Below are 15,206 nucleotides of genomic sequence, written 5' to 3' on the forward strand. Positions count from 1 at the left end.
AGCTTGTTTGAGTAACTTTTTGGAAGGAGTTTATGCAGGTAAGGCGATACCCAAGTCTCGCATTTGCGCCAGTTTATAACGTAACGTGCGCGGACTAATACCTAAGGTTTCTGCAACCTCTTTGCGCTTACCATTACAGCGCGCTAAGGTTTCTAAAATAATACGATGCTCTTTGTCTTTCAGCTCGTCTTTGTAATTACCTTGCTCACTCACTTGTGGCACGGTATCTAAATTAACTTCAACAGGCTGTTCTTGATATACCGGTGCGTTGTGTGGCGGCGTAGCGACTGGCTTTATATCAACCGTAAGCAACTCTTCAATAAAGACATCATCTTGATGAATACTATTACCATCGCATAATATCAACGCCCGTTGAATAACGTTATCAAGCTCTCGTACGTTACCTGGCCAAGCATGAGATAGTAGCTTTTGTTTCGCACCCTCACTTAGTTGAGCGATAGGCTCTTTACTTTTCAGGCAATGACGCTCTATTAAATGCTCAGCCAATACAATAATGTCGCCAGGACGCTCGGCTAATGGTTTCCACATTAGCGGGAATACATTTAAGCGATAATATAAATCTTCTCTAAATAGATTTTCGCTCACTGCTTCTTTTAAATCTCGGTTACTTGTAGCAAGCACGCGAACATCAAGCTCTATGGTTTTACGACCGCCTAAGCGCTCTACTTCGCGCTCTTGAAGTACACGCAGTAATTTAGCTTGCAAGCCTAAATCCATCTCAGTAATTTCATCAAGTAAGATGGTACCACCTTGAGCTTGCTCAAATTTACCCGGACAGGCTTGAATAGCGCCGGTAAACGCCCCTTTTTCGTAACCGAATAAGGTTGCTTCAAGCATGTTTTCAGGAATAGCAGCGCAGTTAATAGCCACAAAGGGGGCATCGCTACGATTTGATTTATCGTGGATAAAACGAGCCAAGACTTCTTTACCCGAGCCACTTGGGCCGAGTACCATGACACTGGCATCTGAACGGGCTACTTTGCTCGCGAGCTCCAATAGCTTAATACTTGATGGATCGGCAACGATTGGGCCATCGGTTTCTTTTTCCTTTTCAGGCAAATAACGACTCACCATATTAAGGAGTACTTCTGGAGCAAACGGTTTTGCCATATAATCAATCGCGCCTAAACGCATTGCTTCTACAGCATCATCAATGGTGGCATAGGCTGTCATCATTAATACCGGCAGCTCAGGATAATTAAGTTTAATGCTACGTAATAGGTCAAGGCCACTCATGGCGCCCATTTGCACATCACTAACAACCAATGAATAGCTATTTTGCTTAAGCAAGATCATCGCTTGTTCAGCGCTATCTGCAGCAACGCAATCAATACCCGACATTTCAAGGGTATCAATCAGTGCTTCTCGTAAGCCTGCGTCGTCTTCAACGACTAAAATAGAGTTAGTATTCATATTGCCTCCGCTGACATTGGTTCTGCACTAATTGGCAAGATCAAACTAAAACATGCTCCCCCATGAGCATTATTAGTCACTTCAACCCGTCCTTGGTGCGCATTGGCGACTGAACTTACAACTGCAAGTCCAAGCCCCGTGCCTTGGCTTTTGGTAGTGTAAAAAGGTTCGAATAATTTGTTGGCATGACGTAAATCAACACCTGGGCCATTATCACTGACACTGATACGAACACAGTTTTCGCTAGTTTCGTCACGTTCGGCACTCAGGGTTACCACAGCCTCAGAGCCAATAATTTGAATACTATTGTGGATCAGGTTTTGAATAGCACTCGCCAGAGCAGTTTTATTACCCATAATTTCAATATCTGGCTCAGGCAAGTTCACGCTAAGTTCACTGTTATTTTGTGCAACCATAGCATCAGCACCGGCTTTTACTTCATTAAGTAACTGTTGCATTGAAACGCTTTCGACCACTTGTTGCTCACCACTTTTGGCAAATAACAGCATATCGTTCACTTGGGTTTCTAAATCTTTTAAACGCGACATTAGCTTCGTATGAAAGTTGCCACGCGAGCTTTCTGGCAATCGCTTTGAGCCTAAATTGGCAGCATAAAGCATGGCCGCTGATAACGGTGTTCTGACCTGATGAGCAAGCGAAGCGACCATTTTGCCAAGCGCACTTAAGCGCTGCATATGTGCTACTCGCTTTTGTAAGCGCCTGGTTTCAGTTAAATCTGTCATTAAAATTAACTGCCCTGGCTCTGGAGCAAGCGCAGTAATATCAAGCTTTATTAAACGGCCATCCTTAAGTGATACTTCATGTCCATCGTCTTGCTGTGGTCGAAATGAGCGTTGAATTACGCTAAACCACTTTTCACCTTCAAGGGGTTCACCTAGCATATCAATGGCAATTTGATTGGCTTTTGCGATCATGCCTCGGCCATCTAAAACCACCACACCCGCAGGCATGGTATCAACCAAATGACCTAACCAACTGGCTTGTTGGCGCAACTCGCTCAACTCACCCACATACTCTTCTTGTTGTAAGCATGGGTTATATTGTTTGGCTGTGATAAATTGTGGTTTTAGGACATTTGCTAAGGCCATAATTAATACTCAAAAAATCGTGTCTACCTAGCTAAATGCACAATCCGTACCAAATTTATTTTTGTTTTATTTCAATAAATTAAAGACCAAATAACACTGACAAAAAAATGACAATCGCGAGGGAATAATGCAAAAAGAACACCATTGTCGTTGCCCATGGCTCGATACTAGCAAAGAAGATTATGTGGCTTATCATGACCAAGAATGGGGGGTGCCATTGTATGATGATCACCGCTTATTTGAGTTTATAACCTTAGAGTCAGCACAAGCGGGACTGAGTTGGTATACCATTCTTAAAAAGCGTGATGGCTATCGCAGTGCCTTCAAAAACTTTGTTGTCGAAGAGGTTGCCAAAATGACCGAAGACGACGTCGAACGATTAATGCAGTTTGAAGGTATTATTCGTAATCGCGCTAAAATCAGTGCCACTATCAATAATGCGCAACGTTTTATTGAGATTCAAAAAGAGTTTGGCAGTTTCTCAAATTACCAATGGCAGTTTGTTGGTGGCAAGCCATTGGTAAACAATCTTGATAAATTAGAGGATTACCCTGCTATTACTGAAGCCTCTACAGCATTCGCCAAAGATTTAAAAAAGCGCGGTTTTAAGTTTTTAGGCCCGACTACAGTGTATGCCCACATGCAGGCCTGTGGCATGGTAAATGACCATAGCAATGATTGCTTTAGAAAAGCTGAGATAATTAGTGAATATTAAATAGATAAAACCGAGGAAGACACCTAACGCGGCTTAGTCGCGCGTTAGGTTATATTTTTTCATTTTTTCGACCAGTGTGGTGCGGCGAACACCTAAAATTTCTGCTGCACGTGCAACAACGTAATCATAGCGCTCTAATGCTTGGCTGATTAAGCTGATTTCTAGCTCAGCAAGATACTCTTTGAGCTCAATGCCTTCATCTGGTAGTAAGCCTGAGTCAACCGTTGTTGCTGGTACATCAGGTTCTTCATCATCATAATCACTAAAGCCAGTACTGAAAATATCGTTGAAAGCATCTCGCTCCATCAACTCTTCTGGGTACTCAGGCTCATAAGCCTCAACTTCAATATAACGATATTTAGCTGGCAGGTCTGGCACATCAACCACTTTATCAGGAAACATGATTACCATGCGCTCAACTAAGTTAGCAAGCTCACGAATATTCCCCGGCCACGCATGCTCTTTTAAGCTTTGAATCGCACGCTCAGTAAATTTGGCCGTTGTGCCACTTTGCTCGTTCACACGACGCATTAGCTCTTTTAAAAGTAGAGGAATGTCCTCGGCACGTTCACTAAGCGAAGGATTTTCAATTGGAAACACGTTTAAACGATAAAAAAGGTCTTCACGGAAGTCACCCTGTTCAATCATCTCTTCAAGGTTACGATGAGTCGCAGCAATAATGCGTACATCCGCTTGAATAGGCTTAGTACCCCCTACTCGCTCATAGCTACGCTCTTGCAACACACGCAGTAGTTTAACCTGCATTTGCAAAGGCATATCACCAATTTCATCTAGAAACAGCGTGCCGCCTTGCGCTAGTTCAAAACGCCCTTTTCGTGCAGAAATAGCGCCCGTAAAAGCACCCTTTTCATGGCCAAATAGCTCACTTTCAAGAAGCTCGCCTGGGATAGCACCACAGTTTACCGGCACAAATGGCCCGGTATTGCGTTTAGAGAGTAAATGAACGTTGCGTGCAACAACTTCTTTACCTGTGCCTGACTCACCTAAGATCAACACATTTGCATCGGTTTTTGCTACTTGCTCAATTAAAAAGCGCACATCTTTTACGGCTTCGGTTTCACCGACTAAACCATCAAACGATTTGTTAGATTTAGCTTGTTTATGGTCACCCGGTAGCATGCGCTGATATTGCTGACAATCATGCAATAGCTGAGTAGTAACATCATGGTTAAAAGGCTCACAAATTAAACCAACTACATTAGCAATGCTTAGTAACGGTTTGAGTGTTTCACCAATTAATAAAAACGGAATGGCAGGAAACTGTTTGATCACAGCCTCGTGATTTAGCTGCTGTAAAGCACCAAGAATGACCATGCATTCTTGCTGTTGATGTTTTTCACAAAAAGACTGTAATGAAGTCTCATCAACTAATTGTGCAGTTTCACCTATGAAGGTAAGTGCTGCATGTAAACCTATCGCACGATTATTATTATTGTCTAAAATTAAGATCATTATTGGCGAACCACAGTTACCACGAGGTTAGTTAATTTCTAAATTGTAAGCGAGTTTAGGAGGGATGCAAGCGCTAAGCGGCAATTTATTGACATCAACGCCAAAAAATAGTCACTTAGCACTAAAATTTAATACTAAAGAATTAAAGTAAACCTAATATAGATTCGGCAGAACGATTTGCCTGACCACGTAAGGCAATCGATGCTTGCGATATAATATCATTAGCTACTTGATCAGACACAGCTTTTGCATAGTCAGTATCTTCTATTCGGCTTTGGCTTGCAGCAAGATTCTCTCGCTGGTTGCCTAAACCTTTTATCGTACTCGTTAAGGTGTTTTGAAAAGCGCCTAGCTCAGCTCTTTGGGTGTTAATTTCTTCAGCTGCTTGGTCGCTAATATCAATCGCAGCTTGAGCTCCTGCTTGGGTTGAAATATCGATTCCTGCAATAACTGAAGCAATACTGCCATCAGATAGCGTCACTGATTGTGTGGTGTTGGCATCAGGACCAACTTGAAACGACACTTGCTCACCATCAAATAAAGGTTTACCACCGAATGTGGCATTTTCGAATGTTTCTGAAATTTGCGTTTGCAATTGCGACACTTCTTCTTGAAGTGCTGCTCTATCACTGTCTGTGAGCGCACCATTACCCGCTTGAATAGACAGCTCTCGAATGCGAGAAACGGCATCATTTACACCAGATAGATTTGACTCTGTAACTTGCGAGTAAGAAATGCCGTCGTAAGCATTGTTAATTGCTTGACTGTAGCCATCTTGCTGCGATGTTAATCGATCAATAATTTGCAGTGCAGCGGCATCATCTGCCGCTGAGTTTACTTTTTTACCTGATGCTAGTTGCTCAGTAAGCTTATTACCCGTTTGCTGAGTTTGGTTTAAAAACCCGGTATTGGGTGATTGAATTTTCATGGCGGCCTCCGACAAACAGATTGCTTAAATTATAGCTTAATTTGCCAAATTTTGTACTTTGTACCATGGTTTAGATAAATTAACTTGGCATCTGACTTGCTAGTGTATTAGTTAATAGTTAAATTACTGAGAATTGTGTCAAAATTCTCACTTTGCGTATCAAACGCCAATGAAAAATAACTCGGGTAACACTATGTTCGACAATAAAACAATTTTAATTACCGGTGGTACCGGTTCATTCGGTAAAAAATACGTCAAAACGCTTCTAGAACGCTATAAGCCAAAAAAGATCATTATCTTTTCGCGTGACGAACTCAAACAGTTTGAAATGCAGCAAGAGTTTGACCAACCGTGTATGAGGTATTTTATTGGTGATGTACGCGATAAAGAAAGGCTTCGCCGTGCTATGCGCGGCGTGAACTATGTGATTCACGCAGCAGCATTAAAACAAGTTCCAGCCGCTGAATACAACCCAATGGAGTGCATCAAAACTAATATCAATGGCGCAGAGAATGTAATTGACGCCGCCCTTGATAATAACGTAGAAAAAGTCATTGCACTGTCGACTGATAAAGCCGCGAATCCAATCAACTTATATGGTGCGACAAAACTTGCATCAGACAAGTTATTTGTTGCTGCTAATAATATTGCTGGCGGCCATAAAACAACTTTTTCAGTAGTAAGATACGGTAACGTAGTGTGTTCGCGTGGCTCTGTTGTGCCTATTTTCCAAAAGTTTATCGACCAAGGCCGCGACCATATACCAATTACTCATGAAGAAATGACTCGCTTTTGGATTAGCCTGCAACAAGGTGTTGATTTTGTTTTAACTAACTTTGAGCGTATGTTAGGCGGCGAAATTTTCGTTCCGAAGATCCCTTCAATTCGTATTACTGACCTTGCTAAAGCAATGGCACCTGACTTACCAATTAAGGTTATAGGTATTCGCCCAGGTGAAAAGTTACATGAGGTCATGTGCCCGGCCGACTTATGCTTTGAAACGTACGAATATAGCGACCACTTTGTTATCGCTCCGGGTATAAAATTCAGTAGTCGTAGCAATGATTTTACTGTGAATGCTATTGGTGAAAAAGGCAAAAAAGTTACCCAAGGTTTCGAGTATAACTCGCTTGATAACCCTGAATATATGAGTATTGAAGAAATTAAAAACTTCAATGTTCAAGCATTATTGTAAAATTTATTATGACGAATAAGGTAATTCCTTACGGCAAACAAAGTATTTCGCAAGAAGACATCAATGCCGTAATTGATGTATTAAAGTCTGACTGGTTAACACAGGGCCCTGCTGTTCCAGCATTTGAAAGTGCCATTGCAGAATATTGTGATGCTCACTATGCCTGTGCCACTAACAGTGCGACTTCAGCGTTACATATTGCTTGCCTTGCTTTAGGCGTAGGTAAAGGTGACATTGTATGGACGTCGCCAATCTCCTTTGTCGCATCGAGTAACTGCGCCCTGTATTGTGGCGCAGACATCGATTTTGTTGATATCGACCTTGAAACAGGCAATATGTCTGTTGCAGCGCTTCAAGAAAAGCTAACGTTAGCCAAACAAAGCCAGCAACTTCCTAAAGTCGTGATCCCTGTTCATTTAGCTGGTCAGTCATGCGATATGTCAGCAATCAATGCACTTGCCAAAGAGTATGGTTTTAAGGTTATTGAAGATGCCTCGCATGCTATTGGCGCGAAGTACAAAGATAAGCCTGTTGGCAGCTGTATTTATTCAGATATTACTGTGTTTAGCTTTCATCCAGTCAAGATAATTACATCTGCTGAAGGGGGGATGGCGGTTACCAACTGTGCTGAGCTCAACAAAAAAATGAGCCGCTTGCGAAGCCATGGTATTACTAATATTCCTGAAGAAATGACCGAGCTAAGTCACGGCCCTTGGTATTATCAACAGTTAGAGCTTGGTTTTAATTATAGAATGACTGATATGCAAGCCGCTTTAGGACTGAGTCAGTTAAAGCAGCTAGACAACTTTGTATCAGTGAGAAACGACATTGCAACAACATATAACCATGCGTTTGCAAATTCAGCGCTAGCTCATTTAACACTATCGGATGATTGTTACTCTAGCTACCATTTATATATTGTTCGTTTAACCCAATGTAACGTAGAAAAACACAAGTCAGTCATTACAGGTATGCGCGAGCAAGGAGTTATTGCTCACTTGCATTATATACCGATCCATTTACAGCCTTATTATCAAGCTTTAGGCTTTTCGGAAGGTGATTATCCAAATGCAGAAACTTACTACAAACAGGCTGTTACTATTCCTCTGCACCCAACTATGACAGCAGATGAGCAGCAATTCGTTATCGATACATTGATTGGTTTAGTATGAAGCTTGCTCTAGGTACAGTGCAATTTGGCTTGAATTACGGTGTGAGTAACCGTTCAGGGAAAACTAAGACCGATGAAGTTAAGCGGATCTTAAAGCTAGCAAAAAGTGCTTCGTTAAATACGATTGATACTGCTGCAGCCTACGGTGATGCTGAAGCTGTTTTAGGCAATTGCGCTATTGATGATTTCAACATCGTGAGTAAAGTAAAACCTTTACCTAATTCATGTAATGAAGAAGAGTGGGTTCACTCTTGCCTTGAGCATACACTTACCGACTTACATTTAAACGCTATTTATGGGCTACTTTTACATAACGCTGACGATTTAAAGAAATACCCAAGCCTTTTAAATGTTTTATACAATCTTAAAGCTGACAATAAAGTAGCCAAAGTAGGCTTATCGGTTTACTCACCTAACCAGATTAGCGAACCTATTTTAGAGCAAATTGATTTAATCCAGCTACCTGCAAATATATTTGATCAACGTTTTTTAACAGCAGATTTATTGAAAAAGTTTAAAAAAAATAAAGTTGAAGTTCACACTCGTTCAGCTTTTTTGCAAGGCTTACTATTGATGTCTGAAGGTGAGTGGCCTGAATATTTTAACCCAATAAAACAGTCCCTTGAGATTTTTCATCATATGGCTAAGCGTTTAAACATGACACCTTTAGCACTGGCTATTAACTACGTTGTTGGTATTGAATCAATTGATAAAGTTGTCATAGGTGTTAACAGCGAAGCCCAGCTGGAAGAGATTTTACAAGCGTTAGACAGCAAGTTAGAACCAAATGTATTTTTTAACGAACTTGCTATCGAAGACGAAAGTTTTATAAATCCTGCCAAATGGCAGCTCAGTTAGTAAAAATCACTGTAGTGAAGCGCTTGCTTTGTAGAGTTTTTGATTAGCTCTGCAGTCTTATTTGGGCCGACATTAAACAAACTATCAATCGCGCTTAAATGCGACTCAAAACTACCATTTCTTTGAATGTATTCAGGGTGCTCAAAGTTTTGATAGTAAACATCTATATTATTTTTTACCAGTTGCCCACCAGGCGTAAATTCTTCAATATAATTTTTTGCTCCCATCGGCGACAAGTAAACGTTACAGTCTAATATGTTACATAAGGAAACTAACCGGCTATCTTTTACGCCTTCAACATTAGATATTTTTGAAGATATGTAAGTTGGCGTGCTAATACCGATATAATCCATTAGAGCCTTAATAAGAGCTATATTAAACTGAGCTACAGTATTTAAGTTATCTTTTTCAAACACCGATGAAAGGATTGGGAATAGCTCTTCAAAATAGTCAGTTTTATTATAGTTTTCATAAATACTTTTTAAGTGCTTTTTCTTCCAAACTGTTTCTTTTACAAATGAGGTGTTTTCAATAGTGGCCGCTGATCTCCCATTCGGTGTTGATACATGACAACTAAGCATCAAGGGTTGATTTTTAGCCTTTATTCTATTTCTGATATGCCAATCACTTTTCTCTAATTTTACATCATCAAGAAACACAAACTTATCTGCGCTTTGTATCAATGCAAAGTAACCTAGCCATGGTAAATAAGTCGGCTGCATTACACTTAAAATCATACACTGAAGCCCTCTTTGTATAGGCTCAAAGTAAACTCGTAAGGATACCCACCAATTTTTGTGACATAGTCATGCTTTAAATTCACAAAGGGAGTCATTTCTTGCTTGCACATGTCAAAAATAACCATGGGATCTATATAAAATAAAGTAGGATCTTCATACTCTACATAAGTTGATAACGCATTAAAAATAATGGACTTTTCACATGCAGCAAAACTTTTAGTAAGAGCGCTTTTCATAAACGAAAAATTATCAGTTGTTTTGTTATTAAAAACACCACTGATTAAAACGTGATCATAGCCAAGTGGCATAGCATCACTGTAGATATCAAACAGTTTAAATTTAGACTTTCTATCGTCCGAAAATTTTTTTTCGGCAGAATGAATAAACTCCGGGACAAAGTCTAAACCCAAATAATCCCCTGTAAATCCATTATCACGGAAAAATGCCAACATATCTCCAAGTCCACAACCTAGATCAACAACCCGGCTTTTGTTTGATATTTGCTCAAGAAAAATTTTAAACCTAACATTTTGAGCTTCTTTAGAAACATGCTGAACAGATTGGTGACTATTCCCAAATTTAGCATATAAACCTTGATAATAACTTTTTAGGCTTTCACTCTTACCTGTAGTCATTTATAAATCTCACCATGTTAGTTAATTGAGTTTTAGGCGTAGCAGGCTGAACAAACAAATTTACAATTTTATTTCCGATTTCTTCCGCATTCGGGTAATAACCTTGAGTTTGCAGAAGGCCTAAAGAGCGGTAGTGGCTAGTGAACAATATGTTTTGTTGCTTGGCTGCATTTAAAAATCGCTCTCTATTTTCAATAAATAAAGGGTATCGCCAATACGTTATTTCAGGATTGTACTTAAGCCTTTTAAATTTTTCATTAGAAACAGTTTGCTCTATAAAAGCAATGTTCGACTTTCTGATGGCTGTTAATTTATCTAGCTTTTTTAAACCTTCTAATACATGAGTTATTTGGATAAGATCAGAAAATTGAGCCATTTTATTATCATCTAAGAAGTCTCTAGCCCTGTCAGCAAAAGTCTGACAATTTGTCATTAATGCTCCACCATAGTTTTGGCTAATAGGCTTATCATAGCCAAAACTAATTACTGAGAAATCACCAAAGCTCCCTATTGGACGGCCTTTAAATTTGCCGCCATACGCAAGGCAAGCATCTTCAATTAAAATGACACCTTTTCGCTTAGCATAATCAGTAATTTCATCAATTGCGCAAAAGTGGCCATACCCATGAACAGCAAGAATGGCCGAAATATCATCATCCATTACTGATTCAATTTGTTCAACTTCCATAGAAAGAGAGCTTAGTGAAACATCAGCTAGCACAACTGAATAACCAGCCATTTGAATAGAGAATAAAACAATGGGACAACAACTTGCAGGCATGACTACCTTACTACCTTGCTCTAAACCTGCGCATTTAAGAGCTGTGATAATTGCAAAACTGCCTGAGCGGGTTAAGATGGCATGATTTCGAACAAAGTAACCCGCTAACTCTTTTTCTAACTCGTCTAAACCCAAATTCTAATATCCTTTCGGTATGTAGCAAGCACGAAGGTTTCTGGCTGAGTCAATACTTCTACTTTTGTTGTATATGCTGCTAAATCATCGATTAATTTTTTAAAGTTATAAAAGCGCCACTGCGAATAACGGTGTATCAGAGGTATCGTTTTTTCATATTCTAAGTCACTATTTCCTTTAATTTCTGACTCAAAGTTCGCATCAAGAATATCTCCTAATAGAATCAAGCCGCCAGGCTTTGTCACTCGAATCATTTCTAATATCACTTCTAGAGCATAGTCATATGAAGGAAAGTAGTGAAAAATGCTGTAGCAAAGCACTCTATCAAAATAATTATTCTTGAATCTTAAACTATTTGCTTCTGACTGAGTGAATGCTCCATCTGGCAACAACATTTTTGCTTTGTCTACCATAGATTCAGAGTAATCAACCCCCACTAATTCGTTAAAATTATTAGCTATCTTAGAGAGCAACAAACCATTACCACAGCCTACATCCAAAACATTACCTTTAGAGGCTGAGTTTAACTCTAGCTTACTTAATACATCTGCACTCAGTGCAAGCCAAGCACTATCTTCGAATGGGCGTCCAACCTGTTCTTTGAAGTCAGCACTTGCATTTGCTATTGAATCCCATTCAGCTTGTTTCGATTCAAATTCGTTCATTTCAAACCTTCATAATTTCAAGTGCTAAGTTTCGCGTTGAATAAGTATTATAAGTTTCAACAAATGAATTTACTTGTTTTGTTTTTTGCTTGATGAAACTGGTTATCCCTTGATTTAACTTATCAACACTTGCATCTTCAGCCAGACCTAAATCGTAAGTTAAATTATTTTTGGCTAATTCTAAAGTATCTTGATGTTGTTCGCGTGTTTGCGAAATAGAACAATTAGGTATTAAACAAAATCCAGCTTCATATTTAGTTAACCCTCCACCACTAATGATTAAATCACTATCAGCAAAGTAACTCGAAATATCTTCAGTAAACCCTACTATTTCTACCTTATTATTTTCAACATTGAGTTGCGGCTTTTCTTTATCTATAAGAGTAAAGTCGATACCAGTAAAAACTTGGTCCAAAGCCGCAATAACTTTTACACCAACACCAAAAGCGTCGTAACCCCCTATAAAAATAAGCACTTTTTCAATTTCATTTTTATATGGTAATGCTAATTTTTCTTCCCTTAAGGCAACTAGCTCGGGTGAAAATGAAAAATAATTCACACCTAAGCAGCTAGGATTAGTAGTTTGATAAAATGAATCAGCATTCAAACGAAAATTAATAAGAAGGTTAACAAAATCAAAGTTGTATTGATTAAAGTCATCAATAACACATAACTTAAAACCAGCACGCTTTAAATTGAGCAGATGTTGTTGAGAAAAATCGTAGCTATCACAAATAATAGTTGTGTTTTCAGCATCGCGCAGTTCCTTTAGTACTTTAAAAGAGTAAAAACAAATTTTTTGCTCAGCAAATAAGTCGTAGTTACCATAAAAATAAACTTTAGGGCTGTTCGATAGAACACTTATTTGTCTGGCAATGTTTAGACTCCTTGATAAATGCCCTAAACCAGTACTTTTCGATGCGTTGCAATAAAAAATATACTTAGCTTTAGTTCGCATAGTTATTGATATCTTCATATGCAAACCTAAGAACGTCATGTAAAAGCCAACAACGCCCGCTAAATCTACCAGAAACAAGTATATTACTGTATGCAGACGTTAGAGTCTGATAATTAACTTCAGTCGCTTCTGCAAATTCCTTTGTAGGTACAGGGAAAGTATTTTCAATTTGCTGGACAAAGCCACTTTTTATAGAAGCATCTTCAGCAACCAACCCCATATTCCTTAGATCTTCTACACCTTCATTTAAAGTAAACTCAGCTTCACTTTTATCTCTAAGCACCTCAGCAGATACAGAGTGAGTTTTCTCTGTTCGTAAATTATCATAAAGAGTGATTCTAAAAATTTCAGAGCTTGGATCCCAGTTCCATAAATAGTGAGATTTATTATTATTGAGGGGTTTATCAAATGTTGCATGCAAGATATAAGCAGTTCGGAACGTAGGCCGATAGCTATGAATAGGTAATTCTCCCGCATGTAATGCAAAAACAGGAGGTGCGCTCCAAAAAACAAGTTCAGTGTTAATTACATCACTGTTACTTAGTTCTACAGAGTCGATTTTACCATTTGATTCAAATATTTTTTTTACTTGAGTGTTAGTGATAATTTCAACGCCTAAAGCCTGTGCTTTATTCACGAGCTCTGATATCCATAACTGAACTCCATCAGTATTTGGATAAAAGTAATATGGCATCGAAAAATTATTTTCTTTTAAATATGTGTCATATTCACTACTTTTATGAAAGCCTAACTTTTTATCTATTTCAGGATGTTGTTTTAATATTCTCGTTAAGTTTTCATCAAATGCTTTTATCCTATTAGCACCAAAGTAGTTGATACTAGTGCTCGTGGATAAACGTTTTTTATCGACATCCTTTCCGTACAACTTATTGATAACTGGCATCGCCAAGTTTTCATAAAACGTTGGCCCTAGAGTTTCTTCCAAATATGTTTCTATATCCATTGCAGAACTTGGCAGAACAGAAGATAAAAACTCACCAATACCTATGTGATAAACATCTTTATTTAACTTTCTGGCATCAATAGTTTGTGTTTCTAAGTCCCAAGAACCAGCGAAATAGTTTCCTGTTTCAAGGCGTTGAAATTGATGCCACTGTATTTCATTATTCTCAAAGTTAAAGAGAATATCATCAACCTCCTGTATTCCAGTTGTAACTGGAATATGAGTTCCCTGGTCATAAATATTACCTTTGTCATCTTTGACTGAACTTAGCAAACCTCCGACTGCAGTACCTTGCTCAACCAACAAAACTCGATCATATCTTTTTTTTAGTAATATACTCGCGGTGAGGCCACAGACGCCACCACCTACAACAATACATGTTTTCATAACTAATCACCGATATTATCTAGTACATCAAAGCTTACACGGTCACCAATTTCGACTTTTCTACTAATTTGTTTACCAATAACTTGATCGTAATATTTAGTATGAAGCCCAAACCCTGGCCTAACTGACTTTATGTCATTAGCAGTAATAACATCACCTTCGTCAAGTGGTTTAGCAAAGTACAAAGAACGTCGAGCTAAAATATTTTTTTGTGCTGACTCAGTTATTGAATAATCAACATTACCAAGCGCCTTCTCAGCATCTCTTACAGCACATACCAATTGACTAAATTCATTTTTATCTAACGAGAAAAAGGCATCTACTGAATCATCACTTTTATCTAAAATGAAGTGCTTTTCGATGATTTTAGCCCCAAGAGTTACACTCACAACAGGAGAGATTATCCCTTGTGTATGATCAGAAAGTCCTGCAAGGCAATTAAAGCGATCCTTTATATCTGCAATTGTCGCTAAATTACACTCATCTAAAGGCGTAGGGTAAGCTGTAGTACACTTTAAGATTGCGAGCTCTTTACAACCATTCTTCCTCAGCACTTCAACTGCAAGTTCAATATCTTCAAGATTTGCTATTCCTGTTGATAAAATTACTGGCTTTCCAGTTTTTGCGACATATTGTAAAAGAGGGATATCTGTAATTTCTGGAGAGGCTATTTTATAAACAGGTGCACCTAATTCTTCTAGAAGATCAACTGCAGAAAAGTCAAAGGGTGAAGAAAAAATATCAATATTACAACGCTTTGCTTCAGCAAATAACTCTTTATGCCACTCCCAAGGCGTATATGCTTTTTGATATAAAGAATGCAATGAAACATGCGATTGCCATGGATTATCGCTAGGTAAGCAGAAATCAGGTTTATCGCAATCAAGAGTGATTGTATCTGCTGTATAGGTCTGCAGCTTAATAGCATCTGCGCCAGATTGTTTGGCTTCTCTTATTATTTCTTTTGCTTTTTCTAAACTTCCGCCGTGGTTCGCCGACATTTCAGCAATAATATAACAAGGACTAGTGGAATCTATTTTTTTTCCATTAATTTTCAT

At 38.7% G+C, this 15,206-nt stretch carries 15 protein-coding genes; 4 read left to right on the forward strand and 11 right to left on the reverse strand.

The window, feature by feature from the left end; all coding sequences use genetic code 11:
• Positions 1–30: 30 nt before the first annotated feature.
• Positions 31–1,434, reverse strand: a complete 1,404-nt coding sequence (locus AUR67_RS18885; RefSeq protein ID WP_054562184.1) for a sigma-54-dependent transcriptional regulator — start codon at positions 1,432–1,434, stop codon at positions 31–33.
• Positions 1,431–2,543: a sensor histidine kinase gene (locus tag AUR67_RS18890; RefSeq protein WP_058586393.1), complete on the reverse strand. Its 1,113-nt coding sequence runs from the start codon at positions 2,541–2,543 to the stop codon at positions 1,431–1,433. Before AUR67_RS18890 ends, AUR67_RS18885 begins: the two co-directional genes overlap by 4 nt.
• Before the next feature lie 127 nt (positions 2,544–2,670).
• Here AUR67_RS18890 and AUR67_RS18895 point away from each other — a divergent pair, with 127 nt between their 5' ends.
• On the forward strand, positions 2,671–3,258 hold the full coding sequence (locus AUR67_RS18895; RefSeq protein WP_058586394.1) for a DNA-3-methyladenine glycosylase I: 588 nt from the start codon (positions 2,671–2,673) through the stop codon (positions 3,256–3,258).
• Positions 3,259–3,291: 33 nt separating this feature from the next.
• Here AUR67_RS18895 and AUR67_RS18900 read toward each other — a convergent pair whose 3' ends face one another.
• Together AUR67_RS18900 and AUR67_RS18905 are read right to left on the reverse strand one after the other, a co-directional pair.
• The gene (locus AUR67_RS18900; RefSeq protein ID WP_058586395.1) at positions 3,292–4,731 is read right to left on the reverse strand and encodes a sigma-54 dependent transcriptional regulator; all 1,440 of its coding nucleotides are present in this window, start codon (positions 4,729–4,731) and stop codon (positions 3,292–3,294) included.
• A 142-nt stretch (positions 4,732–4,873) separates the two neighbouring features.
• The gene (locus AUR67_RS18905; RefSeq protein ID WP_058586396.1) at positions 4,874–5,659 is read right to left on the reverse strand and encodes a flagellin; all 786 of its coding nucleotides are present in this window, start codon (positions 5,657–5,659) and stop codon (positions 4,874–4,876) included.
• Positions 5,660–5,852: 193 nt separating this feature from the next.
• On the opposite strand from AUR67_RS18905, the gene pseB reads away from it, so the two are divergent.
• From pseB to AUR67_RS18920, 3 genes are read left to right on the forward strand one after another with little or no spacing between them, the layout of a single operon-like run.
• Positions 5,853–6,854 (forward strand): UDP-N-acetylglucosamine 4,6-dehydratase (inverting), encoded by a 1,002-nt coding sequence (gene pseB / locus AUR67_RS18910; RefSeq protein WP_058586397.1) that lies wholly within the window; start codon positions 5,853–5,855, stop codon positions 6,852–6,854.
• Positions 6,855–6,862: 8 nt separating this feature from the next.
• Positions 6,863–8,026, forward strand: coding sequence for a UDP-4-amino-4,6-dideoxy-N-acetyl-beta-L-altrosamine transaminase (gene pseC / locus AUR67_RS18915; protein WP_058586398.1), 1,164 nt, complete (start codon positions 6,863–6,865; stop codon positions 8,024–8,026).
• Positions 8,023–8,883, forward strand: coding sequence for an aldo/keto reductase (locus AUR67_RS18920; RefSeq protein ID WP_058586399.1), 861 nt, complete (start codon positions 8,023–8,025; stop codon positions 8,881–8,883). Before pseC ends, AUR67_RS18920 begins: the two co-directional genes overlap by 4 nt.
• Here AUR67_RS18920 and AUR67_RS18925 read toward each other — a convergent pair.
• From AUR67_RS18925 to pseI, 7 genes are read right to left on the reverse strand one after another with little or no spacing between them, the layout of a single operon-like run.
• Complete coding sequence (locus AUR67_RS18925) at positions 8,880–9,620, reverse strand: WbqC family protein (protein ID WP_058586400.1); 741 nt, start codon at positions 9,618–9,620, stop codon at positions 8,880–8,882. The genes AUR67_RS18920 and AUR67_RS18925 overlap by 4 nt on opposite strands.
• A complete protein-coding gene (locus AUR67_RS18930; RefSeq protein WP_152996549.1) occupies positions 9,617–10,258 on the reverse strand; it encodes a class I SAM-dependent methyltransferase in 642 nt (213 codons plus the stop codon). Before AUR67_RS18930 ends, AUR67_RS18925 begins: the two co-directional genes overlap by 4 nt.
• Positions 10,245–11,174: a DegT/DnrJ/EryC1/StrS family aminotransferase gene (locus AUR67_RS18935; RefSeq protein ID WP_058586401.1), complete on the reverse strand. Its 930-nt coding sequence runs from the start codon at positions 11,172–11,174 to the stop codon at positions 10,245–10,247. Before AUR67_RS18935 ends, AUR67_RS18930 begins: the two co-directional genes overlap by 14 nt.
• Positions 11,165–11,839, reverse strand: a complete 675-nt coding sequence (locus AUR67_RS18940; RefSeq protein ID WP_058586402.1) for a class I SAM-dependent methyltransferase — start codon at positions 11,837–11,839, stop codon at positions 11,165–11,167. Before AUR67_RS18940 ends, AUR67_RS18935 begins: the two co-directional genes overlap by 10 nt.
• Position 11,840: 1 nt before the next feature.
• Positions 11,841–12,815, reverse strand: a complete 975-nt coding sequence (locus tag AUR67_RS18945; protein ID WP_152996550.1) for a glycosyl transferase — start codon at positions 12,813–12,815, stop codon at positions 11,841–11,843.
• Positions 12,787–14,148: an NAD(P)-binding protein gene (locus AUR67_RS18950; RefSeq protein WP_058586404.1), complete on the reverse strand. Its 1,362-nt coding sequence runs from the start codon at positions 14,146–14,148 to the stop codon at positions 12,787–12,789. The genes AUR67_RS18945 and AUR67_RS18950 overlap by 29 nt, the downstream gene beginning before the upstream one ends.
• 2 nt (positions 14,149–14,150) lie before the next feature.
• Positions 14,151–15,206, reverse strand: a complete 1,056-nt coding sequence (gene pseI, locus AUR67_RS18955; protein ID WP_058586405.1) for a pseudaminic acid synthase — start codon at positions 15,204–15,206, stop codon at positions 14,151–14,153.

It is taken from the genome of Pseudoalteromonas sp. XI10, from assembly GCF_001469895.1.
Classification (GTDB): Bacteria; Pseudomonadota; Gammaproteobacteria; order Enterobacterales; family Alteromonadaceae; genus Pseudoalteromonas.